This window comes from Mesorhizobium bavaricum, from assembly GCF_056781655.1.
Genome location: NZ_CM165566.1, coordinates 1,186,286 through 1,211,838, shown reverse-complemented (window position 1 = coordinate 1,211,838; position 25,553 = coordinate 1,186,286). Strand labels below are relative to the sequence as shown.

At 63.7% G+C, this 25,553-nt stretch carries 23 protein-coding genes and 1 tRNA gene; 15 read left to right on the top strand and 9 right to left on the bottom strand.

The window, feature by feature from the left end; all coding sequences use genetic code 11:
• The first annotated feature begins 18 nt into the window (after positions 1–18).
• Genes AC1RZR_RS05795 through AC1RZR_RS05785 form a run of 3 tightly spaced genes read left to right on the top strand, consistent with a single transcriptional unit; the run spans position 19 to position 5,787 of the window.
• Positions 19–1,026 (top strand): ImuA family protein, encoded by a 1,008-nt coding sequence (locus AC1RZR_RS05795; protein ID WP_481827932.1) that lies wholly within the window; start codon positions 19–21, stop codon positions 1,024–1,026.
• Positions 968–2,443 (top strand): DUF6504 family protein, encoded by a 1,476-nt coding sequence (locus tag AC1RZR_RS05790; protein WP_481827931.1) that lies wholly within the window; start codon positions 968–970, stop codon positions 2,441–2,443. The genes AC1RZR_RS05795 and AC1RZR_RS05790 overlap by 59 nt, the downstream gene beginning before the upstream one ends.
• The gene (locus AC1RZR_RS05785; protein WP_481827930.1) at positions 2,440–5,787 is read left to right on the top strand and encodes an error-prone DNA polymerase; all 3,348 of its coding nucleotides are present in this window, start codon (positions 2,440–2,442) and stop codon (positions 5,785–5,787) included. Before AC1RZR_RS05790 ends, AC1RZR_RS05785 begins: the two co-directional genes overlap by 4 nt.
• Before the next feature lie 82 nt (positions 5,788–5,869).
• On the opposite strand, the gene AC1RZR_RS05780 is transcribed toward AC1RZR_RS05785, so the two are convergent.
• The 4 genes from AC1RZR_RS05780 to AC1RZR_RS05765 all read right to left on the bottom strand — a co-directional run bounded on the left by AC1RZR_RS05780 (position 5,870) and on the right by AC1RZR_RS05765 (position 8,542).
• The gene (locus AC1RZR_RS05780) at positions 5,870–6,112 is read right to left on the bottom strand and encodes a Trm112 family protein (protein WP_477268825.1); all 243 of its coding nucleotides are present in this window, start codon (positions 6,110–6,112) and stop codon (positions 5,870–5,872) included.
• A gap of 21 nt (positions 6,113–6,133) precedes the next feature.
• Positions 6,134–6,805 (bottom strand): LON peptidase substrate-binding domain-containing protein, encoded by a 672-nt coding sequence (locus tag AC1RZR_RS05775; RefSeq protein ID WP_477268824.1) that lies wholly within the window; start codon positions 6,803–6,805, stop codon positions 6,134–6,136.
• A 152-nt stretch (positions 6,806–6,957) separates the two neighbouring features.
• A complete protein-coding gene (gene trxA / locus AC1RZR_RS05770) occupies positions 6,958–7,974 on the bottom strand; it encodes a thioredoxin (RefSeq protein WP_481827929.1) in 1,017 nt (338 codons plus the stop codon).
• Between the two features lie 70 nt (positions 7,975–8,044).
• On the bottom strand, positions 8,045–8,542 hold the full coding sequence (locus AC1RZR_RS05765) for a prolyl-tRNA synthetase associated domain-containing protein (RefSeq protein WP_481827928.1): 498 nt from the start codon (positions 8,540–8,542) through the stop codon (positions 8,045–8,047).
• Between the two features lie 322 nt (positions 8,543–8,864).
• Here AC1RZR_RS05765 and AC1RZR_RS05760 point away from each other — a divergent pair.
• A tRNA-Gly gene (locus AC1RZR_RS05760) sits at positions 8,865–8,939 on the top strand.
• Between the two features lie 71 nt (positions 8,940–9,010).
• Here the strand turns inward: AC1RZR_RS05760 and AC1RZR_RS05755 are convergent.
• Entirely contained in the window at positions 9,011–9,175 is a 165-nt protein-coding gene (locus tag AC1RZR_RS05755) for an AraC family transcriptional regulator (RefSeq protein WP_481827927.1), read from the bottom strand.
• A 123-nt stretch (positions 9,176–9,298) separates the two neighbouring features.
• On the opposite strand from AC1RZR_RS05755, the gene AC1RZR_RS05750 reads away from it, so the two are divergent.
• The 6 genes from AC1RZR_RS05750 to AC1RZR_RS05725 all read left to right on the top strand — a co-directional run bounded on the left by AC1RZR_RS05750 (position 9,299) and on the right by AC1RZR_RS05725 (position 15,670).
• A complete protein-coding gene (locus AC1RZR_RS05750; protein ID WP_481827926.1) occupies positions 9,299–10,489 on the top strand; it encodes an adenylate/guanylate cyclase domain-containing protein in 1,191 nt (396 codons plus the stop codon).
• Between the two features lie 11 nt (positions 10,490–10,500).
• Positions 10,501–11,043 carry a tetratricopeptide repeat protein gene (locus tag AC1RZR_RS05745; RefSeq protein WP_481827925.1) on the top strand — a complete coding sequence of 181 codons (543 nt, stop codon included), beginning with the start codon at positions 10,501–10,503 and terminating at the stop codon, positions 11,041–11,043.
• A gap of 273 nt (positions 11,044–11,316) precedes the next feature.
• Entirely contained in the window at positions 11,317–13,194 is a 1,878-nt protein-coding gene (locus tag AC1RZR_RS05740) for an adenylate/guanylate cyclase domain-containing protein (RefSeq protein WP_481827924.1), read from the top strand.
• 131 nt (positions 13,195–13,325) lie between these two features.
• Entirely contained in the window at positions 13,326–14,657 is a 1,332-nt protein-coding gene (locus AC1RZR_RS05735) for a gluzincin family metallopeptidase (RefSeq protein WP_481827923.1), read from the top strand.
• 26 nt (positions 14,658–14,683) lie between these two features.
• Positions 14,684–15,280 carry a hypothetical protein gene (locus tag AC1RZR_RS05730; RefSeq protein ID WP_481827922.1) on the top strand — a complete coding sequence of 199 codons (597 nt, stop codon included), beginning with the start codon at positions 14,684–14,686 and terminating at the stop codon, positions 15,278–15,280.
• 42 nt (positions 15,281–15,322) lie between these two features.
• Positions 15,323–15,670 (top strand): hypothetical protein, encoded by a 348-nt coding sequence (locus AC1RZR_RS05725; protein WP_481827921.1) that lies wholly within the window; start codon positions 15,323–15,325, stop codon positions 15,668–15,670.
• A 252-nt stretch (positions 15,671–15,922) separates the two neighbouring features.
• Here AC1RZR_RS05725 and AC1RZR_RS05720 read toward each other — a convergent pair whose 3' ends face one another.
• Positions 15,923–16,717, bottom strand: coding sequence for a SapC family protein (locus AC1RZR_RS05720; RefSeq protein WP_481827920.1), 795 nt, complete (start codon positions 16,715–16,717; stop codon positions 15,923–15,925).
• A 459-nt stretch (positions 16,718–17,176) separates the two neighbouring features.
• Between AC1RZR_RS05720 and AC1RZR_RS05715 the strand changes: the two genes are divergently transcribed.
• From AC1RZR_RS05715 to AC1RZR_RS05705, 3 genes are all read left to right on the top strand, one after another.
• Positions 17,177–18,421, top strand: a complete 1,245-nt coding sequence (locus AC1RZR_RS05715; RefSeq protein ID WP_481827919.1) for a M24 family metallopeptidase — start codon at positions 17,177–17,179, stop codon at positions 18,419–18,421.
• 96 nt (positions 18,422–18,517) lie between these two features.
• Positions 18,518–19,477, top strand: a complete 960-nt coding sequence (locus AC1RZR_RS05710) for a MurR/RpiR family transcriptional regulator (RefSeq protein WP_481827918.1) — start codon at positions 18,518–18,520, stop codon at positions 19,475–19,477.
• 73 nt (positions 19,478–19,550) lie between these two features.
• Positions 19,551–21,344, top strand: a complete 1,794-nt coding sequence (locus AC1RZR_RS05705) for an NAD(P)-binding domain-containing protein (RefSeq protein ID WP_481827917.1) — start codon at positions 19,551–19,553, stop codon at positions 21,342–21,344.
• A gap of 33 nt (positions 21,345–21,377) precedes the next feature.
• Here AC1RZR_RS05705 and AC1RZR_RS05700 read toward each other — a convergent pair whose 3' ends face one another.
• Positions 21,378–22,613: an amidohydrolase/deacetylase family metallohydrolase gene (locus AC1RZR_RS05700; protein ID WP_481827916.1), complete on the bottom strand. Its 1,236-nt coding sequence runs from the start codon at positions 22,611–22,613 to the stop codon at positions 21,378–21,380.
• A 40-nt stretch (positions 22,614–22,653) separates the two neighbouring features.
• Positions 22,654–23,019 (bottom strand): RidA family protein, encoded by a 366-nt coding sequence (locus AC1RZR_RS05695; RefSeq protein ID WP_379094349.1) that lies wholly within the window; start codon positions 23,017–23,019, stop codon positions 22,654–22,656.
• 219 nt (positions 23,020–23,238) lie between these two features.
• Between AC1RZR_RS05695 and AC1RZR_RS05690 the strand changes: the two genes are divergently transcribed.
• Positions 23,239–23,724: a hypothetical protein gene (locus tag AC1RZR_RS05690; RefSeq protein WP_481827915.1), complete on the top strand. Its 486-nt coding sequence runs from the start codon at positions 23,239–23,241 to the stop codon at positions 23,722–23,724.
• 96 nt (positions 23,725–23,820) lie between these two features.
• Here the strand turns inward: AC1RZR_RS05690 and AC1RZR_RS05685 are convergent, their stop codons facing one another.
• Positions 23,821–24,456 (bottom strand): methyltransferase family protein, encoded by a 636-nt coding sequence (locus AC1RZR_RS05685; protein WP_481827914.1) that lies wholly within the window; start codon positions 24,454–24,456, stop codon positions 23,821–23,823.
• A 245-nt stretch (positions 24,457–24,701) separates the two neighbouring features.
• On the opposite strand from AC1RZR_RS05685, the gene AC1RZR_RS05680 reads away from it, so the two are divergent.
• Positions 24,702–25,499: a COG4705 family protein gene (locus tag AC1RZR_RS05680; RefSeq protein WP_481827913.1), complete on the top strand. Its 798-nt coding sequence runs from the start codon at positions 24,702–24,704 to the stop codon at positions 25,497–25,499.
• The last annotated feature ends 54 nt before the right edge of the window (positions 25,500–25,553 follow it).

Genomic DNA, 25,553 nt, shown 5'->3' with positions numbered 1-25,553 from the left:
GAGTGGAAGCTGACCGTCATGGCGATGACCGCCGTGGCGCAGGAGACTGTTTTTGCCCTGCGCCGCCAGATCGCGAAGATCGAGGGAACGCTACCCGAGCGCCTGCAGGCGCCGGTCGGCGCGACCCCTGATGCCGATGTCAGCGCCGATCTCACCATCATCCGGCGCGGCGTTGCCGCGGCTTTGCCGGATGCGTTCCTGCCCACCGGCGTCGAGCGGCTCGATGCCGCCCTGAGCGGCGGCCTGCCGAAAGCCGCCTTGAGCGAAATCCATGGCATTGAAACCCGCGATGCCGGAGCCGTCGCCGGCTTCGCTTTGTCGCTGACAAGCCTGATCCTCAAGCGGACACAAGGGCTGCCGGTGCTGTGGATCGGCACATCGGAGATTTTCCGCGAGGCGGGCTTTCCCTATGCCAGGGGGCTTCATGCCTCGTTCGGCATCGAGCCCGAGCAATTGCTGTTTTCCGAGGCGCCAAAACTTATCGATGCGCTGTGGGTCGCCGAAGAGGCTGCAAAGATGACGGCGCTCGCCGCCGTCATCCTCGAGATCCGCGGCAATCCGCAGCGGCTCGACCTGACCGCAACCCGCCGGCTGCATGCAAGGGCACAGAGTGCCGGCCGGCCGGTGTTCCTGCTGCGGCAGGCCGCCGGGCCCGAACCGACGGCGGCACCGGTTCGTCTCATTGTCGCGTCGGCGCCGGCTGTGCCGCGCGACACCATCGCCGGGCCACTGGCCGGCTCGATCGGCCGCCCGGCCTTCACCATCACCATCGGCAAGAGCCGCACGGCCCTGCCTGGACAATTCACACTGGAGTGGAACCCCGATGAACGCGGATTCGATGAAAGAAGGGGCGAGGAAAGAGCAAAGAATCCTGTCCCTGTGGTTTCCCTATCTGGCAGTGGAAAGGATCCTGCGGCAGCGTCTGGGGCGGTCCTGGCGTTCCCGGCCGTCGGATCACCTGCCGCTGGTGATCAGCCATCGCCGTGGGAACGCGCAGCGCATCTCGGCCCTCGACGAGCGGGCTAAAGCACTGCACCTGAAGCGCGACATGGGCATTGCCGACGCGCGCGCCATGCACCCCTCGATCGACATCGTCGAGGCCGATCCGCAGGCCGACCGTCGCCTGCTCGAAGGCCTTGCCGACTGGTGCGACCGCTACACACCGCTGGTGGCGCTGGACGCAACGGACGGCCTGTTTCTCGACGTCACCGGCTGCACCCATCTTTTCGGTGGCGAACGCGCCATGCTGGACGACATCCTGTCGCGCTTCTTCCATCAGGGTTTCGATGTCCGCGCCGGGCTTGCCGCGACACCGGGCGCGGCCTGGGCGGCGGCACGGTTTTCCGGCGACCGCATCGTCGCTGGCGGCGAGGAGGAAGCGCTGCTCGCGCCCTTGCCGCTGACAGCACTGCGCATCGAACCGGCGACCCGCACCAGCCTGGAAAGCGTCGGCCTGCGCACGGCGGGCGCCGTCATGGCGGCACCGCGCGCGCCGCTCGCCCGCCGCTTCGGCGCCTCGCTGCTTTTGCGCCTCGACCAGGCGCTTGGTCGTCTCGACGAGGCGGTCTCGCCGCGCCTTCCCGTCGCGCCGCTTTCGGTCGAACGCCATCTCAGCGAGCCCGTCACCCTGACCGAGGACATCGAACGGCTGGTCGGCATGCTGGCGACGGCATTGAAGACCGACCTCGAGCGTCGCGGCGAGGGTGCCAGGACGCTGGCGCTGCTCTTGTTTCGTGTCGACGGCGCCGTCAGCCGCATTGCCATCGGCACCTCGCGGCCGATGCGTGAACCCTCGCTGATCCAGAAATTGTTCCATGAAAGGCTGGCCGCGCTCGAGCAGGATATCGATGCCGGCTATGGCTTCGATCTGGTGCGGCTCTCGGTGCTGACGGCCGCCGCCTTCGACATGCAGCAGGCCGACCTTGCCGGCGAGGTAACCGACGACGGGGCCGATATCGCGCTGTTCGCCGACCGCATCCGCGCCCGGCTCGGCGAGGGCGCGGTCCTGCAGCCGGTCGTCGTCGAAAGCCATCTGCCGGAGCGCGCCGTCGCCACGATCCCCTTCACCGAGGCCCCGCGCCGGACCACGCCGCCGAAGAAGCCGGACAGGATGCAGGCGCCGACGACCATCTTCCCGCCGGAACGGCCGATCCGGCTTTTCCGCGCGCCCGAACCCATCGATGTGCCGGCCACCGAAATGCCGGAGGGACCGCCGCTGAACTTCCGCTGGCGCCGCGCGCTCTACCGGGTGACGCGTGCAGAGGGGCCGGAACGCATCGCCGCGGAATGGTGGCGCGAGGCCGCGAGCGACGAGGCGGCATCGACGCGTGACTATTACCGCATCGAGGATGCCGACGGCCGCCGCTACTGGCTCTACCGGCAAGGTCTTTATGGCGGCGCTCAAATCCCGCCGCGCTGGTTCATGCATGGGGTCTTCGCATGAACGCGCTGACCGTCATTCCCTATGCAGAATTCGGCATCCAGTCGAATTTCTCCTTCCTGCGCGGCGCCTCCAAGCCGGAGGAGCTGGTGGTCGCGGCCAAGCTGATGGGCTTCTCGGCGATCGGGCTTGCCGACCGCAACACGGTGGCCGGCGTGGTGCGCGCCTGGCAGCAGGCCAGGGTCGAGACGCTCTCCTATCACCCCGGTTGCCGGCTGGTTTTTGGTGACGGCACGCCGGACATTCTCGCCTATCCGCAGGACCGCAAGGGCTGGGGGCATCTCTGCCGCATGCTGACGCAAGCCAATCTGCGCGACGAAAACGAAAAGGGCGCCACCCTTCTCCGGCGCAGCGACCTGCTCGAATGGGGAGACCTGATGTCGCTCGCGGTCCTGCCCGATCTGTCGGCGGGCGTGGAAGACAGTCTCGCTTTGCTTCGCCGGCTCAAGGATCGTTTCGGAAGAAACCTCCGTCTGGCCGTTTCGCCGGACTATGCGGGCAATGACCGTTTCCGGATCGAGCAGGCAGCGGCGATGGCGGAAAGTGCCGGCATCCCGCTGATGGCGACCAACGACGTTCTCTACCACACGGCCGAACGGCGCCCGTTGCAGGACGTGCTGACCGCGATCCGCCTCAACACGCCCGTCGCCGAGGTCGGACTGCAGCTGGCCGCCAATGCCGAGCGCCATTTGAAGCCGCCGATGGAAATGGCGCGCCTGTTCCGCAGGCATCCACAGGCGCTGGCCGAGACCTTGCGCTTTGCGCAGGAGCTGACCTTCTCGCTCAGTGACCTCCAGTACAACTACCCCGACGAGCCGACGCAATCGGGTCTCGGGCCGCAGGCCGAGCTGGAACGGCTGGCGCGGGAAGGGGCGGCCAACCGCTATCCGGCGGGCGTGCCTGCATCCGTGACCGGGCGCATCGAGGAGGAACTCGCTCTGATCGAACGCCTCAACTACGCCCGCTATTTCCTGACGGTCCATGACATCGTCCAATTCGCCCGCAGCCAGGACATCCTCTGCCAGGGACGTGGTTCGGCCGCCAATTCGATCGTCTGCTTCTGCATCGGCATCACCGAAGTCGGACCGGAGCGGATCGACACGCTGTTCGAGCGCTTCATTTCCGAGGAGAGGAACGAGCCGCCCGACATCGACGTCGACTTCGAGCATGAAAAACGCGAAATCGTCATCCAGTACATCTACGAGAAATACAGCGCCAAGCGCACCGCACTGGCCGCCGCCGTCATCAGCTATCGCGGCCGCTCGGCGCTGCGCGAAGTGTCGAAGGCAATGGGCCTGTCCGAGGATGTCAGGGGGTCGTTGTCCGGCTCGATCTGGGGCTGGTCGACCTCGGAGCTCGGCGAGAAGGAAGCCCGCGCCGGCGGCCTCGACCGCACCGACCCGGTGTCGCGGCACGTGATCGAACGCGCCAACGAGATCATGGGCTTTCCCCGTCATTTGTCGCAGCATGTCGGCGGCTTCGTCATCACCAGGGACCGGCTCGACGAGATCGTGCCCATCGTCAAGACGGCGATGGACGAGCGCAAGATGGTCGAATGGGACAAGGACGATCTCGACGCGGTGAAGATCCTGAAAGTGGACGTGCTGGCGCTCGGCATGCTGACCTGCCTGAAGCGCGCCTTCACCTTGCTTACGGATCACTATCCAGATGCGCGGGATGCGTATGGGCAGCCCTATGTGCTGGCCACCCTGCCGCCGGAGGATAAGCAGGTCTACAAAATGATCTGCCGCGCCGACACGCTCGGCGTCTTCCAGATCGAATCCCGCGCCCAGATGTCGATGCTGCCGCGTCTCAAGCCAGAGAATTTTTACGATCTCGTCATCGAGGTGGCGATCGTCCGGCCGGGCCCGATCCAGGGCGATATGGTTCATCCCTACCTGCGCCGACGGCAAGGCAAGGAGGCAGCCGAGTATCAAAAGCCGGAGCTGGAGGCGATCCTTAGCAAGACGCTTGGTGTACCGCTGTTCCAGGAACAGGCGATGAAGATCGCCATCGTCGCCGGCGGCTTCAGGCCGGGCGAAGCCGACGAACTGCGCCGCGCCATGGCCACCTTCAAGCGCACCGGCACGATCGGCAATTATCGCCAGCGCATGATCGACGGCATGATCGGCAAAGGCTACACGAAGGACTTCGCCGAGCGCTGCTTCAAGCAGATCGAGGGCTTTGGCGAATATGGCTTTCCCGAAAGCCATGCCGCTTCCTTCGCGCTGCTCGTCTATGCCTCCTGCTGGTTCAAGACCTTCTATCCCGACGTGTTCTGCGCCGCGATCCTGAATTCGCAGCCGATGGGGTTTTACCAGCCGGCCCAGCTCGTCCGTGACGCGCGTGACCATGGTGTCGACGTCCGCGACGTCGACGTCAATTTCTCCGTCTGGGACTGCACTTTGGAAAAAGCGCCCTTCGACCCGGCCCGCATCCTCGAACGCCACGCCACGATGCGTGGTGTCATCGACACAGACCATGCGCTGCGGCTCGGCTTCAGGCAGATCAAGGGCCTGTCGGAGGAGCGCATGGACCTGTTCGTCGAGCGGCGCGGTTCAGGCTACGAGTCGGTCAGGGATGTCTGGCTGCGCTCCGGCCTCGATGTCGACGAGATCGAGAAGCTGGCGCAGGCCGACGCCTTCCGCTCGCTTGGCCTTGATCGTCGTGAAGCCTTGTGGGCGGTGCGCGCGCTCGACGGCAAGAGCGCTGCTGAAAAGCTGCCGCTGTTCGACCAGAAGGATATCCGCCTGCGCGAGCTGGAGCCCGAGACGAAGCTGCCCAAAATGCCGCTCGGCGAACATGTCATCCACGACTACCGCTCGCTCGGCCTGTCGCTGAAGGCGCATCCGGTCGCCTTCCTGCGCGAGCGGCTCGACCGGGCCGGCGTCACGCCCAATGCCCGATTGCCATCCGTGCGCGATGGCAGGCGTGTCTCCGTCGCCGGCCTCGTGCTGGTGCGCCAGCGCCCGGGCAAGGGCAACGCGATCTTCCTGACGCTGGAGGACGACAAGGCCGTCGCCAACATCATCATCTGGCAGAGAACCTTCGACCGCTATCGGCCCGTCATCATGGGCGCCAGGTTCGTCCGCGTCACCGGCAAACTGCAATCGGAATCGGATGTCATACATATCGTCGCGGAGAAGATCGAGGACCTGACGCCCTGGCTGACCGTGCTGCTGGAGAAGGTCAGCCAGGCCAGCCTGCCGGTCGCCGGTTCGCCGGACGCCAGGGGTCCGGATCGCGACAGCCGGCCCCCGCTAAGCAACGCGCCGATTAGACAGGACCTCGCAACGCTGTCGGAAGAGGCGGAAAAGGTCATGCCCAAGGGACGCAATTTTCAGTAGGGCACGGCCTCCGGGGTGAACGCCGGCGATCCTTCCGCCAGCCTCCGGCAACCTTTTGCGCCGCCGGCAAAGACGCCCTCGTTCAAGCCGGCCCACCCAAACGCGGCGGCGACAGCACGTCCTCCACGGAGAGCGTCCGCGCTTCGGAAGGCAGCATGATCGGGATGCCGTCACGCACCGGGTAGGCGAGCTTGGCGACCCTGGAGATCAGTTCGCCGCGCTCCGGATCCCAGCTCAGCGGCCCCTTGGTCAGCGGGCAGGCCAGCAGCTCCAGCAGCTTGGGGTCGACATTGATCTTCTTCCCGTCACGTCCATCCGCCGCCATGTGGTCACTCTCCCCCGGCCCCTATTGCAGGCTCGAACCAAAATCCTCATTCTCGCGCGCCAGCGCCATTTCGGTGATGGCGATCAGCGTTTCGGCCCGGGTCTTCAAATCCGCCGCTTCGAGCAGCGCCTGTTTCTCGGCCGGCCCGTAGGGCGCCATCATCGACAGCGCGTTGACCAGCATGGCGTTTTCGGCCCGGCTGACGCTTTCCCAGTCGGCCTCCAGGTCATTGGCCTGCAGATAGGCGCGAAATGCCTTGAGCAGCGATGGCCTGTCGATCTCGTTCGCCGCCTGGTCCTCGTCGAGATCGGCAAGGAAGGGCGCCAGCTTGCACTGGCGAAACGGGGTCTTGACCGTTAGCTCGTGGGCGATGCGGAACCGGCATACGCCTTGCAGCGAAATCAGGTAGCGGCCGTCGCCGGACTCGGACAGGGCGATGATGCGCCCGGCGCATCCGACATTGCAGAGCTCCGGCTCGCCGTCGTCGCGCAGCGCGCCGTCGAGACGGGGCTGGATGATGCCGATGAGCCGCGAGCCGGCGATGGCCTCGTCCACCATCTGCAGGTAGCGCGGCTCGAAGACGTTGAGCGGCATGCGGCCTCCCGGCAACAAAAGCGCACCCTCGAGCGGAAAGATCGGTATCGTCGACGGCAAATCCTTGGCGAGCCGGTAATGCGCGTTTCCCGCTTGCACCTCATTCCTCCGATCGCTTCCATAGGGAAGCGGGTGTTGTTCTGTGCATGTCGCTCTCACAAAACCGTGACCACTTTTGCGCGACATGCATTGAGGTCTGGTAATCTGGCGCAATCATCGCCCGCCGCAAGCCCGTACGGCAAAAACAACCCTCAGGAAAACAGCAGGGCCGACAATTTGCGGCGCGCCGCAAGCGTCGCCTCGTCGGTCATGCCCCAGGCCTCGAACAGCTGCAGCAATTGCGTCCTGGCGCCGTCCTCGTTCCAGCTCCGGTCAGCCTTGATGATGGCCAGCAGATTGTCGGCGGCGGCCGTGCGGTCGCCGTTGGCGTTCTGGATCATGGCCAGATCGAAACGCGCCTGATGGTCTTTGGGATTTTCCGCCAGGCGGCGCTCGAACTCGGCCGGGTTGCCGAGCGCTGCCGCTTGCGCCGCAAGCGCCATCTTGGCGCGCAGGGCCGCCAGCGGCGGCGCATCCTTCTTCGCCTCCGGCGCTGTTGCCAACAGGGCCTCGGCACCCTCGGTGTCGCCGGCCTCGAACAACAGGTCGCCCAGCCCGCCAATCGCCTCGATCGTCTCCGGCGCCTGCGCCAGGATGGCATCGTAGATATCGGCCGCCGTCTGCATGTCGCCGGCCTCGCGCGCTTCGGCCGCCGCGGCCAAGGCCTCGGCCACCGGCGGCGCGCCATTGCCCTTGCCGCCGACCTTGGTGATGAATTCAGCGATCTGGCTCTCGGGGATGGCGCCCATGAAGCCATCGACGGGCTGGCCGTCCTTGAAGGCGATGACCGCGGGAATCGACTGGATGCCGAGTTGGCCGGCGATCGAGGGATGGTCGTCGATGTTCATCTTGACCAGCTTGACCCGGCCGCCGGCGGCCTTGACCGCCTTTTCCAGCTGCGGCGTCAGCTGCTTGCAAGGTCCGCACCACGGCGCCCAGAAATCCACCAGCACCGGCTGGCGGCGCGATTCCTGGATGACGTCGGCGGCAAAGGCGGCGGTCGTCGTGTCCTTGATGACATCGCCTGTGGGGGCGCCAGCGGGGGCCAACGCCGTATCACTAGGCGCGGCCTTCTCGCGCGCAGCCGCGGCTCCGCCATACTGCACGGTGGTGGCATACTGGCCGCCAGTGCCGCCAAAGGGGCCGCCAAACGGATTGTTGTCGCTCATCTCTTTACCCTTCCGTGGCGCGGCCGCCACATCCTCTCAGACAATCGGTTTCAAGCCATCCATGTGGCGATCACGCGGAGACTTTCAAGATAGCAGCATCGTGCCCGGTTGCCTCGACGAATCTGATCAGGTCCGCCGCTGCGACCGACGTCGTCGCCTCATTGGTCAGCGGATGCGCGTTGATCACCGCATGCTGCATCAGCGCGCTGTCGAGCACGACCTTGACCCGGCCCGCCGTGTCGTTGATCAGGCCGAAGATCGTGACCGCGCCCGGCGTCACGCCGAGCAGCTCCATCAGCATCTCCGGCCTGCCGAAGGAAACGCGGCTCGCGGCGCCGATCAGCTGGTGGATCTGCTTCAGGTCGACGACGGCGTCCTCGCCGACGGTGACCAGGAAGAAATTGTCCTTCTTGTCCTTCAGGAACAGGTTTTTCGTGTGCCCGCCGGCGATTTCGCCACGCAGCGCCTGCGAATCGGCGACCGTGAACAGCGGCGGATGGCGCCGCGTCGAGGCAGCGATCCGGAGTTCGGCGAGAAATTCCATCAGGTCGGCTTCGGTCTTCGGCATCGGTTTTGTCTTCGTCCCGTTTCCTGCCAAGCCGTTTACGGCCAACAGGGCGGCCGACACAAGACCGTCATGCGACATCGCGGCGAACGCGCCGGTCGCCTAAAGCGCGTCGCGTTTGAACGGATTAGGGCGACGCGCTTTAGCCTCTTTGTCTTTATACATGTCGTTCTCCCAAAACCGGAGCCACTTTTGGGCGATATGCATTGGTGCCGGCGGCTTGCCGGCGCCGCCTGCCACCTTACAAAAAGCCTGACATTTCCCTGTTGCAATCGCCGCGCTCTTCAGCCATATAGGCCCGGCTTGCGGCCAAGACGCCGTGTGAGCGGGTGTAGCTCAGGGGTAGAGCACAACCTTGCCAAGGTTGGGGTCGAGCGTTCGAATCGCTTCACCCGCTCCAGTTTCCTCCTAGGGAATCAAGCATCGAAAAGCCGCGGTCCGCCGCGGCTTTTTCGTTTTTGAGACTGCCGGTCAGGCACGCGGATCATTGGTTTTGACATCGGACGACTGCAGGCTCCTGCGATAGCGGCCAGGCGCCCGGCCAGTGAGGCGGCTGAAAGCCTGCGAGAACGAACGCGCCGACTCACAGCCGAAGGCGCGGCCGATCTCGTCGATGGTCCGGTTGGTTTGCCGCAAGGCCCTGGCCCGCGATTGATCCGCCAGCGCGCGACTGCCGCCGGGCGTGGGGTTTCGCTAGAGAAGCGGGGCTTCCGGTGGTACCCTCCAGGGAAACCCGACGTCTTTGGGTAGGGAGGCAGAGTGGCGCGGCCGGAACGGAAGCTCGTGGCGGTCCTGGCTGCGGACGTTGTCGGGTACTCGCGTCTGATGGGGGCCGACGAGGCCGGAACCCTTTTGCACCTAAAGACACTGCGCGCCGAGGTGATCGATCCGAAGATTGCGCAATTCAATGGTCGGCTGGTCGGCACGGCGGGTGACAGCTTGCTGATCGAGTTTCGCAGCGCCGTCGATGCATTGCAGTGTGCAGTCGAGACTCAAGTGCGGATTGCGGCACGCAATGATGACCTTCCCGAAGAAAAGCGCATGGCCTTCAGAATGGGCGTCAACGCCGGCGAGGTTATCCTGGATGATACGACCATCCACGGTGACTGCGTAAACGTCGCTGCCAGGCTGGAAAAAGTCAGCGAGGCCGGAGGCGTTGTCATTGGCCGCAGTGTCTACGAGCACGTGAAAGGAAAGCTTGCCTACGAGCTCGTCGATCTCGGTGAGCAGGCGATGAAGAACATCGCTGGGGCTGTTCGTGCTTACCAGGTCCAAATGGGACAACGGGGACCGGAAGCTCCTCGCTCTATCGATTCGGCGGAGGATTTGCCGCTCCCGTTCAAACCGTCGGTGGCCGTGCTTCCCTTCACCAATATGTCGGCGGACCCTGAGCAGGAATACTTCTCGGATGGAATAACCGAGGACCTCATCACGGAACTTAGCCGTAGCCAGACCCTGTTCGTAATCGCTCGCAATTCCTCGTTCGTTTTCAAGGGGCAGTCCGTAAGCATTACCGAGGTCGGGAGGAAGCTCGGCGTACGCTACGTCGTCGAAGGAAGCGTTCGGAAGGCCGGAGCACGGGTGAGGATCACGGCGCAGCTGATAGAAGCATCATCCGGCAATCACGTCTGGGCTGAGCGATATGATCGAAGCATCGATGACCTCTTTGCCGTGCAAGACGAGGTGACAGAACGGATCGCTTGGGCGTTGGTCGGCAAGGTTGGAGCTGCCGAGATCGGCCGGACCCGACAGGCGAAAACGAGCCTTGGTGCCTATGACGCATTCTTGCGCGGACTCGAGGCTACGCACCGTTTACGGAAGACGACACCGTCGCTGCTGTCGAGTTCTTCAAGCGAGCTCTTGGCTGGGAGCCTGATTCGGCGCGGGTGCATGCATGCCTCGCGGACGCCTACGCGACGCTCTCTGCCTTCAGGGCTGACGGAGGTCTGAAAGCGCTGGCGATGCAGTCGGCCTTGCGGGCGATTGAGCTCGGCGATGCCAGCGGACTCGCAGAGGCAGTAGTTGCCGCTCTCCATGCATGGAAAGGCGACTTCGAGACGGCTGAGACCCATTGGCAACGCGCGCTCGTGCTCGGACCCACAAATGCGATGGCACTCAACTGGGTTGGCTACATCTCCCTTTGGGACGGTCAACTCGTCAAGGCCCGCGAGATAGGCGAGCGGCTGCGACGGCTCAATCCACTGGAAGACCGCGATATCCACGAGCTGCTCGCATTTACGCATTATCTGCTCGGCGACTATGAGGCGTCACTGCAGTCGTTCCGCCGCTGGGATAACAACAACTATGATCGGGGATTCGCCAATCTGGCTGCGTGTTTGGGCCAGCTGGGACGCGCCGAAGAGGCACGATTGGCCTGGGGCAGATGCCTTGAACGGACGCCAGGTTTCACTCTGTCTGATTACAGGCGCGACTCTCCATATCGTCGGCAAGGGGACGTAGAGCACTGGCTCGACGGGCTGCGGAAAGCAGGCATTTCGGACTGACGTGCTCACCTGAGCCGCTTCGACAGCATGTTGCGAGCCTTCCCTCGGAGAAGAACGGGCTCGTAGACGATCGCTCCATTCCCACAAGATCTGACATTGACGCGCGCGTGGGCACCTCGCCGCCTTCGAGTGTTACCTTGCTCTGGCGCGGCCGGAACAGGCCCGTGCGCGTCGATCCTTTCGTCCCTCGCGCGGGTGGCGTTGGCGCTGGGCAGGTAAATCAGATAGAACTAAATCAGGCAGAACCATTGTCCTGCGATTTCAGGAGACGACATGTCTGAGGAGCATGTTGAGCGTCGGCTGGCGGCGATCCTGGCCGCGGATGTGGTCGGCTATAGCCGTCTCATGGAGGTCGACGAAGAGCACACGCTCAATCTCCTTCGGCAGCATCGGCGGGAGTTCTTCGATCCGACCGTCACCAAGCACGGTGGGCGCATCTTCAAGGTGATGGGTGACGGCTTCCTGGTGGAGTTCGGCAGCGTAATCAATGCGGCGCGCTGCGCGGTCGAGATCCAACGCGGCATGTCCGAGCGGAATGCCGGCATCCCCGAGGACCGGCATTTCAAGTTTCGCATGGGCATCAACCTTGGCGACATCATCGTCGACGGCGATGATTTCCATGGCGACGGCGTCAACCTTGCAGTGCGGCTGCAGGGCCTCGCGATACCCGGCGGCATCGCCTGCTCGGAAGCGGTTCGCCAAGCGGTCGGCAACAAGCTGGGCGTCGACTTCGCCGATCAGGGCGCCAGGACCGTCAAGAACATTGCTCAGCCGGTGCACGTCTATTTCGCCAACTGGGACCAGGGCGTCCCGCATGTCGAGACGCATATTGCGGCCAGGAGCGCCCAGACGCTGGTGCGGTCCGACAAGCCGTCGGTGGCGATCCTACCCTTCGCCAATCTGAGCAATGATCCCGACCAGCAGTATTTCAGCGACGGCATCACTGAAGATATCATAACCGATCTCTCGAACGTCTCCGGCCTGTTCGTGCTTAGCCGCAACACAGTCTTCGCCTTCAAGGGCAGGACCGACAAGATGGAACGCATCGCCAGGGAGCTTGGCGTCGGCTACATTGTCGAGGGCAGCGTCCGCAAGGCGGGAAACCGGGTCAGGATCAATGCCGAGCTGATCGAGGGCGCCACAGACGGACACGTCTGGGCTGCCCGCTACGACCGCGACCTCACCGACATCTTCGCCGTGCAGGACGAAATCGCCAAGGCGGTCGTGGCGCAGCTCAAGGTCAGCCTCCTGCCCGCGGAGAAGAAGGCTATTGAGAAGGCGCCGACGGACAACGTGGAAGCCTATACGCATTATCTTCGAGGCCGCGATTACAGCCACATCGCGACCAGGGCGAACCACCTGATGGCCAGACAAAGTTATATCAGGGCCATCGAGCTTGATCCGGGATATGCCCGCGCCTATGCAGGCTTGGCGGTCAGCGACATACGCCTTCAGTCGATGTACGGCTCACCGATCCAGGTGGACAACATTCTCGCGACCGCCGACAAGGCCCTGGCTCTGGACGCGAATTTGGCCGAGGCGCATTCAGCCAGGGGCTTTGCCCTGTCCCTCGCCGACCGCCGTTCCGAGGCCGAGGCGGCGTTCGAACAGGCCCTCGCGCTCGACCCCAATTGCCACGAGGCCAACCGCTACTATGCCGAGTTCTGCGTAACCGGCGGCCAGTTCGAGCTCGCCGCGACGTACTTCATACGCGCGATGGAGATCAAACCGACCGACTACGGCGGACCGGTCATGCTGGTGAACGTCTTCAGCACTCTCGGCCGACAGAACGACGCCGAGCTTTATGCGCGGATCGCATTGGAGAGAGCTGAGGAGGAACTCCGTCTGCATCCGGAGAACGCCAATTGTGCCTGCCTGGGGGCGATCGTGCTGGCCTTCCTTGGAGAACGCGATAAGGCTGCGAAATGGCTTGACCGGGCTCTGGCGATAGACCCCAGCGATATCAACGTCCAATACAACGCCGCTTGTACCTATGCGTTGCTGGGGGAGTTCGAACGCTCGATCGACCTTTTGGAAGCGTGGCTGCCGCAGGCTGGCGCCGAGATGAGACTCTGGTTCCAGAACGATTCCGATTTCGCCTCTGTTCGCAGTCATCCTCGCTACCAAAAGTTGCTCCAGCTCCTGCAGTAGCGATACGCATTGTTCTTGAGGCAATTGCCGATAATCAAGAACGGCCTTCAGGATGATTTACCCGACAAACCAACGGCCTCGCCATTCCACGGATATTATGTTATGTTACTAATATAACCGAGAGGTGGGGAATGGGTACCCGGTTCAGGTTGTTCGTTCAGCCTCCGTTCGAAGACCCTACGTCAAGCCCTGAGATCATTACGGTTTCGTCCCCGCCAGGCAGCGTCGGACCTGGCCCATCCGACGATCGTATGTACGTCGTCGAGCCGGTCGACAAGACGCGGCCCTATGGCGTCAACCACGGCCCGTTGGGCACGCCCTTGATCTCCCTGCCGCCCTGGAAGCGAGCGATCCTCGATCCGGCCGTTCCCGACGAGGAAGGCAATTTCGATCACTATCAGCCCTCGACGCCCGGCTTCGAAGCGGCGCACGCGTTCGGTTGCGTGCGCTTCACGCTCGACGTTTGGGAGCGTTACATCGGCCAGCCGCTCACCTGGCATTTCGGCGATCACTACGACCGTCTGGAAATCTCGATCCTGCCGGGTTGGGATAACGCCCAATACGGCTATGGCTTCCTCGAGCTCGGCAGCCAAATCCTGAAAGACGGACGCGCGCTCCCCTTCAGCCTCGACTTCGATATCATCGCGCACGAGGTTGGCCATGCGTTTGTCTACAGCGTCCTCGGGATACCGGACTCGGGAGCTGAGTTCCCCGAATATCTGGGCTTTCAGGAGGCCTTTTCCGACTGCGTTTCGTTGATCGCGGCCATGCATTTTCCCTCCGTGATCGACAACGTTCTGATGGAGACGCGTGGGAATCTCTACATTGCCAACCAACTCTCCCGCTTCTCGGAATTCTCCCCGCACCGCCAGATACGCGAAGCCAACAACAAACTGACGATGGCCGATTTTGCGGATGGCTGGAGCGACGAGCATGCACTGTCGCAACCTCTCACGGGCGCAGTCTTCGACATTCTGGTCGATGTCTTTCACGAGAGCTTGGTGGCTCGAGGCCTGATCTCGCCGGAGGCCGAAGATCTTGCCGACCTCGCCGAGATCGACCCAGCTGCCGAGCTGCCGGTCCAGAAAGTCTTCGACCGCGATTTCGCCCGCAATCCGGAAGGTTTCGTCGAAGCGCTGCTCGACGCGCGGGATATCGTGGGTACCTATCTTGCCGAGACGCTGTGGGCTCTCGCCCCGGATTTCCTGGACTACGGCGACGTGGCGAGAGCGATGCTCGCGGTCGACGACAATATGACCGGAGGAGAACTATCAAGCATCATCTTCCGGGATTTCGACCGGAGAGAGATTTTTCGCTACCGTGCCGGGCCTCGCCTGACGAAGTCAGGCCGAAAGAGCCATGTCCATGAGGGCCGAATCGTTCGTCCACGGGACCAGGCGCGTCTGCCGGATATGAGCTATTTCGAGAAATACTGGATGTCCAGAAGTGGCGCCGATCTTTGATCGGCATGCAGAAGATGGGGTGATCCATGGTAACTGAAACCATCCTAAGTAGCTCGGCCATACATTTGTTCGGTCGAGTTCTTGAAGATTTGCAGCTTACGAAGAGGGTCGATGGGGGACGGCCTCCAAGGCTTGGTGACAACAGATTCCTGCAGAACCAGATCGACGCCTCCGGTAGCCTGCTGGCAAGGATTTATGCGTTCACCTTCGAAGCGCAGTTCTACGAGCTGGCCCGACCGACCATACTTCTTGTCCACGGGCCTGGCTCTGTCGTTGATTATCCAGCCCCGACGGAAACTGATCTCAAGGTCATGAACCGCGGTCCAAGCGACCCTGACTATACCGGACTCGCATCACAGATAGGCTCGTTTGCGCGCGGAATGCAGGTCTGGGTCTACGACAAGAGTGACCTGACATTGCGGCTGGAACTCGATACCGGCACGCTCGAGGATGTCCTGTTGAGTGCAGAGCTGGACCCGCGTTCGTTTGGTCGATCGGGTGGAGCAATGGGCAGATCCGGCGGTGCGATGGGGCGATCCGGTGGCGCGATGGGCAGGTCTGGTGGTGCGATGGGACGGTCCGGTGGTGCCATGAACCGCGGCGGGCGCGGCGATTTCGACTAGCGTTTCCGATCGTTATTTGAAAATGCCGAAGGGAGATGGACAATGGCAAGAGTAGATATAGTACAAGTCTCTACACCTGAAGGAAAGGCTGTGAGAGACGGAGATCCAGTTACGGTCAGCGTAAAAGTATACCCAGACCGTGATTGGTTTAACGACAAATACAAAAAAGACTTGGTAATTGACTTTATTTATGCTGACTCTTTAACCATCAAGAAGCATCTAGAGGTATACCAAGATGATGTAACCGTCAATGATACGACAATAATCACCTTCAAGGTTAAAGCAGAAGTTGACGCTACATCCGGAGTATACTATGTCCAAATCAAGAATAAACGCTTCAAGGAAATCGTCGTAAGTGGCCCTGAGGATGGAGTTATCACGGTGTCCTAAAGCTAGCCACTTCCAAAAAAGCTGTGACTAACCGCAAAAATCACAAGTCACATCGGTATCAGCGGCTTCTACCCTCACGCGGCAAAATCTTGCCGGGTTCATGATGTCTGCGGACCGAGCATCTGCTTGATCATGCGGTTTCCGCAGCTCCTCGAGTCTTTCATCTCGCTCCTTTGTTACGAACGAACCTGCCCTCCCGGGTCGGTCGACTTCGGGGCATACGTGAGAGCCCACAACCATGAGCGCGAGCAATCAGCCCGCCGGCAGCCCCGCCTTCCGCAGCGATGCCTGGTGGACCAGTGAGGTCCAGCTGTTGGTCGAGGCGAGGTGGCAGTAGAGCAGGCCGAGCGCGCCCGATTTGCGCAGATCGAGGAATGCCTCGTCGCTCAGTTTGTTGAAGGCCGGCTCGTCGATCACCTGGAAGTCGGTGAGGTTGAGCACCTCGCCGCCTTCGAGCGTCACCTTGCTCTGGCGCGGCGCGAACAGGCCGTGCGCGTCGATCCTTTCGACCATCACGCGGGTGGCGTTGAAATCGATCTGGAACTGGTTGCAGAAGGCGAGCGCCTGTTTCGTCGCTTCGGTCGCCTCGGTGCCGGCGAAGAACGGCAGCATCTTCTCGTCACGGAACGGCGCCAGCAACTGGTCGACGATGCGGTCGCTTGCCCGGTCGACGCACAGCGTCAGCCGGCCGGGGGCCTTCGGGTCTTCGGCCAGGATGAAGGGATAGCGGCGGACATAGGCGGGGATGTAATGCGGCCCGGTCCATTTGCCGTCGGCGCCGACGAACAGGTTCTCGTCCTGGCGCACGCCGGTGATGATCACCGGTGCCTTGGCCGGGCCGATGAAGACGATCGGGTAGGAGCGCATCGCCGCCGGCATTTCCGAGGCCACCACCGGGATGGCGTGCGCGGCGCGGGCAAAGCCGAAGTTGCTGCGCGCGGTCAGGCCGAGCGAGCCGTGCCGCACCGGGTTGAGCGCCTCCGGCGTCGAATAGAACAACGGCATCGTATCGCTTGCCACTTCCGTCTTTGCGCCAGTCTCTGCCATCCGTCCGTCCTTCTCCCGCAAGCCGCTCAGGCCGCCACTGCCGGACCCCGGAGGCCGGAATCCGTTTTGCTGCGCTGATCTTGTTCTGGAAACAATTCTGCTCAGGAACAAAGTACTACAGCGTCTCTTGCGCGCATAAAAGGACAGGCAGTGCTGTATTCTGGGGTTTGCGCCAGCGAATTGACTTGGGCGTCGCCCGGCAGCCGACGGTTTCCAACTTGTGGTGGAGACCACCAATTGTCGAAAGTTGGCGCCGCCCCTCATTAACCTGCCGGGCACGTCTGGAGAAGGGTGGGTGCATAACCTGAAGCGATTGTCCTGGCGGTCGTCACACAACCCGCCGACCAGCCGCCTGCCAGTCCGCCGGATGCGCGTCCGCAGCAGCCGCTTGCCCGGCATCTTGCCGCTTGATTGTCGACACCCGGAGTGCTCCGTTACCGCTTCGGACGGAGAAAATTCATGACAGGCTTTGTCGACCGCGAGCGCGCGGCTGAACTGATGGAGCGCGCCGGCATCGAGGCTCTGGTGCTTTGCGCGCCCGAGGCATTCCATTATGCGACCGGTGCCTGGATCGGCCCGGCGGGACTGTTCCGGCGGGCGGGCGCCGGCTTCGTCGTCATCCCGGCCCGGCAAGAACTGCCGATCGGCGTCGTGGTGGCGGACTTCAACGCGGCACAGCTGCAAGCGGCACTCCCCGACACTGTAATCCACAGCCACCCGATATGGATCGAAGCCGCGACGCTCGACGCCTCGACCTCCGGTCAAGCGCTGGCGCAACGTATCGAGGCCGGTCTCGCATCCTCTGGCCGTTCGCCCGACTTTTCCCGACCGGCGACGTTCGAGCTGGCCAATTCCGTCCGCGAGCTGAAGCAGATCTTGACCGGGTTCGGGCTCGACCGCGTGACGATCGGCCTCGATCTCGACTTCATTGCCGTCGCCGATTTCTCAGCCATGCAGGCGATGCTGCCGGGCTGTTCGATGGTCGACGGTTCGGCGGTGCTCGATCGGTTGCGAGCGGTCAAGTCGCAACGCGAGGTCGACCTGCTCCAGCAAGGCATCATCCTGTCGGAAGCCGGGCTCGACCGGCTGCAGGTGGATGCAATGGCCGGCATGCGCCAGGCCGATCTCATTTCCCTCTACCGGGAGGGCATCGCCACGGCTGCGGCGGGCCTGTCGCATCCAGTGACGACGGCCGAATATGTGACGCTGGGCGCCCGGGCCAAAGGCGCCGATGTGAAGGCCATGCCTGGCGATCCGCTGAAGTGCGACATGGTCTGCACGGTTGGCGGCTACGCCTCCGACATGTCGCGCAACTTCATTTTCGGGCCGCCATCCGCCGAACAGGCCGAGCTTCACGCCATCGCCGAGCAGGCCTTCGAGGATGGGCTGGCATCCCTCGTGCCTGGGAACAAGCTCGCCCACGTGCATCGCGTCGCCACCGAGAGCCTGGCCCGGCAAGGCCTGCACTCCTATCGCCGCGGCCATTTCGGCCATGGCGTCGGCCAGTCGGTGTTTTCCGAGCAATGGCCGTTCGTTGCGGCCGACAGCGATGTCGCGATCGAAGCCGGCATGGTGCTGGCCTTCGAGGTCCCGCTCTACATCGACGGCCTCGCCAGCTTCAATCTCGAGGACCAGTTCCTGATCACGCCGGACGGGCCTGTTGCCATGAACCGCTTGCCAAGGCGGCTGGAGACGATCGGCTAGTGAGGGCGGGTTGTTCGGGTCGCGCTCCACGTGGAGCCATGGCCTGCAATCATGCTAAGACGTGAGCCTCGCAACCCAGGGAAAGACTAGGACTTCATGAGCGAAGCTGGCAGCCAGGAAGGGCCTGTTCCAAACTACCAGGGGGAGGGCCACGAAGCGGAGGGCCGCGAGCCCGTCCGGCGCATCCCCGACATCATCTCGCTGGTCAAGGATTCCTACAGCGAGTTGCGCCCAGCCGAACGCCGCGTCGCCGATGTCGTGCTCGACGACGTCAAATACGCCGTCGACGCCTCCAATGCCGCACTCGCGCAGCGCGCCGGGGTCAGCGAGCCGACGGTGACCCGGTTCTGCCGCGCCATCGGCTGCGAAGGCGTGCGCGACTTCAAGCTGAAACTGGCACAGAGCCTCGTCGTCGGCGCGCTCTATCTGAGCAAGCCGCCGCAAGCCAGCGACGACAATGGCATGCCGTTCTGGAACGCCGTGTTCGGCGAGGCCCGCCGGGCGCTGCAGGAAGCCGAGCGGCAGCTCGATCCGGCACAGCTGCGGAAGGCGGCCGAGCTGATCGCCAAGGCGCGCCAGGTCACGGTGTTCGGCCTCGGCGGCAGCTCCTCGGCGCTGGCACAGGAAACCCAGTACCGGCTGTTGCGCTACGGCATCACGGTCAATGCCCAGTGCGACCCCTATCTGATGCGCATGACCGCTTCTACCCTGAAGCCGGGCGACCTGGTGATCGCCATTTCGGCGACGGGACGCACCCGCGAAGTGATCGAGGCGGTCGAACTCGCCAAGCACTACCGTGCCAACGCGATCGCCGTGACGGCGCCCGACACCGAACTCGCACGCGCCTGCGATGTCCGGCTGACGGTCGCGGTGCCCGAATATCCCGACACACTGAAGCCGACCGCATCGCGCTTTGCTTTCCTGGCCGCGATCGACCTGCTGGCGGTGGCGTCCGCCTACAGGCTCGACGGCTCGGCCCGCGAAACCGTGCGCCGCATCAAGTACAACGCCCAGATCCACCGCACTGGCAAGGAGATGGAGCCGCTCGGGGATTGAGGCGCCCCTTCCCTTCTCCCCTGGGGAGAAGGAGAGACCGGGCCGCGCCAATGTGAACAGGAAGAGGGAAGAAATGCTCGACATGGCACCATCGAAACAGGCAGCCGCATGGCTGGGGTCCTTTGCCAAGGCGCTCGAAACGGGCGACGTGGCGGCAGCGGGCAACCTGTTCGTCGACGACTGCTACTGGCGCGACCTCCTGACCTTCACCTGGAACGTCGCCACCATGGAAGGCCGCGAGGCGATCGCCGGCATGCTGGCGGCGACGCTGGCGGCAACAAAGCCGACGGCCTGGCAATTGACCGGCGAGGCGACCTCCGACGAAGGCGCCATCGAGGCCTGGTTCAGCTTCGAAACGGCGGTCGCTTCAGGCCAGGGCGTCATGCGCCTGCGCGATGGCCGCTGCCGCACCCTGTTCACCGCGATGACCGACCTGAAAGGGTTCGAGGAGCGCAAAGGACCGGCGCGGCCGCTGGGCGTGCGCCACAAGGCCGACCCCAACCGCGAAACCTGGTCGGAGGCGCGGGCGCGCGAGACGCGCGACCTCGGCGCCGGCGAACAGCCCTACTGCCTGGTCATCGGCGGCGGCCAGGGCGGCATCATGCTGGGCGCGCGGCTCAGGCAGCTCGGCGTGCCGACCATCGTCATCGAGAAGAACGCCCGGCCCGGCGATTCCTGGCGCAACCGCTACCGCTCGCTCGTGCTGCACGACCCGGTCTGGTACGACCATCTGCCTTACATTCCGTTTCCGGAAAACTGGCCGGTGTTCACGCCCAAGGACAAGATGGGCGACTGGCTGGAAATGTACACGCGCGTCATGGAGCTCAATTACTGGGTCGCCACCAAGTGCGTCAGTGCTTCCTACGACGAGGCGGAAAAGGTCTGGACCGTCGTCGTCGACCGTGTCGGCCGCCACATTACGCTGAAGCCCAAGCACATCGTCTTCGCCACCGGCGCCTATGGCCCACCGCGGCGGATCGATCTGCCGGGCGCCGACACGTTCAAAGGCGAGTTGCTGCACTCCAGCCAGTATTCCAGCGGCGAGAAATTTCGCGGCAGACGCGTCGCGGTCATCGGCGCGGCAAGCTCCGGGCATGATGTCAGCGTCGATCTCTGGGAGAGCGGCGCCAACGTCACCATGATCCAACGCTCGCCGACGACGGTGGTCAAATCGGACACGCTGATGGAAGTTGGCTTCGAGATCTTCTCGGAGAATGCACTGGCGCGCGGCATCACCACCGAGAAGGCCGACATGATCGTCGCCTCGACGCCCTTCGCGCTGGTGCCCAGGGGCCAGCGAGCGCTCTACGAGGTCATCAAGGCGCGCGACGCGGCGTTCTACGACCGCCTGCGCGCCGCCGGCTTCGCCATCGATTTCGGCGACGACGAGACCGGCCTCTTGATGAAGGCCTACCGCACCGGTTCCGGCTACTACATCGATGTCGGCGCTTCCGAGCTGATCATCGGCGGCGAGATCGGCGTCCGCAGCGGCGCCGCCATCAAATCGCTGACGCCGACCGGCATTCTTTTCGAGGATGGCAGCGAACTCGCCGCCGACGCGATCATCGCCTGCACCGGCTATCAGTCGATGAACGAGACGGTGGCCGCGATCGTCTCGCGCGAGGTCGCCGACAAGGTCGGTCCGTGCTGGGGGCTTGGCTCCGGCGTGAAAGGCGACCCCGGCCCATGGCAGGGCGAGCTGCGCAACATGTGGAAGCCGACGGCACAGCAAGCGCTATGGTTCCACGGCGGCAATCTGGCGCTGTCGCGCTTCTATTCGAAATACGTGGCGCTGCAGATCAAGGCGCGGATGGAAGGCATTGCGACGCCGGTTTATGGGGCGCCGAGTAACTCCGGCCGGTCGTAGGCTGATCTTCCCCCACGGTGTGGAGATCAGCTGTCACTCATGCCGGTGTCCGAAGTGCCGGGCCGCGACCTCGACATGGGTGTGGTGCGTCTGCGCTTCGAAACGCTCGGTTTCGCTGGCATCGTTCACCGTCTCATTCCGCCACCAGGTGCCGCCGACGACGATGCCTTCGCAGACCAGCCGCTGGTCGGCGACCAGCGAGGCGCCGACCGCGTCGACGAAGGTGAAGCGGCCCGGGCGCTGCCGGAGCACGGCGACGTCGCCGACGGTGCCGACCGCGAGCGTGCCGAGGTCGGGCCTGGCGATCGCCCGCGCCGGCGCTTGCGTCGCAGCGCGCAGAACCTCGACCAGCGGCATGCCGAGCGCCAGAAGCTTCGACATGCAGACCAGGATGTCGAAGGCCGGCCCGTCGACGCAGTAGAGATGCACGTCGCTGCTGATGACGTCCGGCGCCAGCCCCTCCTCGAGCATGGCCCGTGCGACGGCGAAATCGAACGAGCCCATGCCATGGCCGAGATCGAAGATGACGCCGCGCTCGCGCGCCAGCCGCATGTCCGGCCGCACTGCGCCGGAGGCGAAGACGGGCGCATTGGGAAACGGCCGGAAGCAGTGCGTGAGGATGTCGCCCTTGCGCAGCCGCGGCAGCACGTCGGAACGGCCGGGCGGCGGCTCGTCGATGTGCGCCATCAGCGGCAGGCCGGCCTGGTCGGCTGCCTCCAGCGCCAGGTCGACCGGGGCGATGCCGCTGGTGCCGCCGGCATGGCGTCCGGAACGGACTTTCACACCGACCACGACATCGCGGTGTTCGCGCGCCGCCGCGACGACCTCGCGCGGTTCGCACAGCCTGAGATCGCTACACTCGCCGACCGACACCGTCTGCGAGAAGCCGAAGATGCCGGCAAAGGAGATGTTGACATAGGCGAGGATGCGGACCTTCGAGCGCTCCATGACATGGCGGCGGAAGCCAAGGAAATTGCCGGCGCCTGCGCTGCCGGCATCGATGAAGGTGGTGGTGCCGCTCTTGGCCGCCAGCCGGTCGGCATCGACGCCGAGCGAAGTGCCGCCCCAATAGACATGGCTGTGCAGGTCGACGAGGCCCGGCGTGACCATGCAGCCGCCGGCATCGACGACCTGAGCGGCGCGATCGGCCGGAATGTCGGCGTCGACCGCGGCAATGCGGCCATTGGCAATGGCGACATCGCGCGGCGCGTCGAGCCCGGACGCCGTGTCGATCAGCCGTCCGCCCTTCAGCAGCAGGTCGAATTGCATTGAGGTCACCTCCGGTTCATTGTTTTGCCGGCTCAGTCTTTTAGACCGGCCGGTAGGCGACCGCCTCGACTTCGATCTTGATGTCGATCATCAGCCGCGACTCGACCGTGCTGCGGGCCGGCGGATTTTTCGGAAAATGCCTGGCATAGACAGCGTTGAAGGCGCCGAAATCGCGCGCGTCTTCCAGCCAGACCGTCGTCTTGACGACATCGTCCAGGGTACAGCCGGCGAGCGCCAGTGCTGCCTTCACGTTGGCGAGCACCTGCTCGGTCTGTTCTGTTATGCCGCCCTTGACCACGATGCCGTCGCTGCCGACGGGCACCTGGCCGGAGACATAGACCAGATCGCCGGCGCGCACTGCCGGCGACAGCGGCACATGCGACGTTCCAAAACACTGCTTCGGCAAGGGATGACCTCCTCTGATGACAGGACGGGATGCCGTGGCGGCTCCCGCTTCGGCCGACATTTACCCCGATCGGCGCGTTCCTCATAGGGGCCATGTTGGAAAGCAACATCCCCAGCAATTCATGTTGCTTTCTTACATAAGTGCTTGCATCGTGCGCGCCCGCGGGTTGCTTTGCAGCCGCAACGGACAGACGCATTTTCAGACCGGAGAAGACCGAGAATGACCTACGACAGGAACCCGTTTCCGGCCGGCGATGCCGATCGCCATGCGCTCTGGGAAATGCTGGTGCGGCGCGACATCGACGCCTTCATCGGCCAGGACTGGTCGATGGTCGAGCATGATTTCGTGGCTGAAAGCTTCTTCGGCATGCACGCGCATTTCCTTCACAACGCGGACGCCTGGCGGCTGCAGTTTCCGAGACTGGACATCTATCGCGACGAGTGGCTGCGCCAGGCCAAGGAGACGGCGGCGACGAAGTTTGCCGAGCCGCTGCGCGAGGCGCTGTTCCGCGTCACCAACATGCGCGACATCGATGTCGACGGCGACCGCGCGGTGCTGCACAAGAAATTCGACGGCTCCGTCGCCAAGGCGGACGGCAGCGTCGACAGGCTGAAATGGCAGACGCTGTATTTCTGCACCAAGGTCGGGGGAAACTGGAAGATCACGGGCTTCGTCGGCTACATGCCGCATCCGCTTGGTAGCTAAGCAATTCCAGGAAAAGTGTGGAAGCTGTTTTCCCGGGAAATGCGCATAGCGCTTTCCCTGGGGAATTGCGTCAAACAAAGAGACAGCAGCCGCTGATCAGTAGAGCGTGACAAAAGCCGGGAACAGCAGGCCGGTCGCCCGGAAATGCTCGACCAGTTCGATGGCCGGGAAGATGGCGAGGAAATAGAGCCCGTCAAAGAACGTGCGCTTCAGCGCCCGCGTCGAGAACTGCATCTGGTCATGATCATGGTACAGAAGCGGATTTGGCCAGAACCGGGGCGTGCTCTTGGCATAGGCTAGATAGGCCGGACCGAACTTGCCGAGCAGAAATCCGGCTTCCTTGCGCGCCGTGATGTGAAAGATGAAAAAACTGGCCAGGCCCAGCGCGACGGCGGCCAGCAGCGAGCCGAAGAGCAATCCGACGCCGACCGCCCCGACCGTCGAGAAGAAGTAGAGCGGATTCTGGGTTACCGAGAACGGTCCGGTCGAAACCAGTTCCTCGTTCTTCCTGCCCCCGACATAGAGGATGCTCCACAGCCGTCCGGCGACGCAGACGAGCACCAGGCAGAGGCCGACGAATTCGAGCGTTTCGTGCCCGTTCGAGCCCTCGCTGAGTGCCGGTTTGGTGAGAAACAGAAGCAGCACCGCGAGCGTCGCCGCAACCCGCACGAAGATCAGCCGCTTGCGCTGGTCGAAGGCCTGTGAAACCGGTTTTAGGGAAGCGTAGGTCATCGTGTTCCCTGGCGCGCTGGCAAGCGGGCGTTGGCAAGCTTGGGGATACTGGGCCACCACATTGATGGCGGATGCAAGGCACCCGGCTTCTATCGGCGCACCGCAAGGCATTCGTAAAGGCCTTTCGCGCCGCCGCGCCCAATCTTACGAATTTGTATGCCGCCGGACAGGCGGGCGAGAACTCTGCCGCCTACCGTGCGGATGCCGGATCGCTTCCGCTCCGCCGTATCATCAGGACGTCCGTCATGCTCTCGCCCGGCACGCAACACTCCGCCGCACCGGGCCACAACAGGGTCCCGGACGTCACCGTCGATTTCTGGCTGATCAAGCTGATGGCGGTGACCATGGGCGAGACAGCGGCCGACTACCTAGCCGTCAATCTCGGCCTCGGGCTGACCGTCACGTCGCTGATCATGACCGGCATCCTGATCGCCGCGCTTGTCCTGCAGTTCGCGCAGAAGCGTTACGTGCCCTGGGCCTACTGGCTGGCGGTGGTGCTGATCAGCATCGTCGGCACGCTGGTCACCGACAACCTCGTCGATAATTTCGGCGTGCGCCTGCAGACGACGACCATTGCCTTCTCGGTGGCGCTCGCCGCGACATTCGCGGTCTGGTACGCCAGCGAAAGAACGCTGTCGATCCACACCATCGTCACCACCCGCCGCGAGATCTTCTACTGGCTGGCGATCCTGTTCACCTTCTCGCTCGGCACCGCCGCCGGGGACCTTGTCGCCGAAAGCTTAGACATCGGCTATCTCGCCACCGGCCTGCTGTTCGGCGGCGTCATCGCGCTCATCGCGCTCGCCTGGTATCTGCTCAACCTGGACGGCATCCTGGCCTTCTGGCTCGCCTATATCCTGACGCGGCCGCTCGGCGCCTCCTTCGGCGACCTGCTTTCACGGTCGGCCAGACATGGTGGCCTGGGCTTCGGCACGATTTTCATCAGCCTGCTCTTCCTCGGCTGCATCATCGCCCTCGTCCTCCACATGACCCTGAACGGGACCACCGACAAGGCCGACGAGCTCTTGGTGGAATCGGACTGACTCCAGAGGAGAACAGGAGCCCATGGCTCATGCCATCCTAGGAACGGACTCATG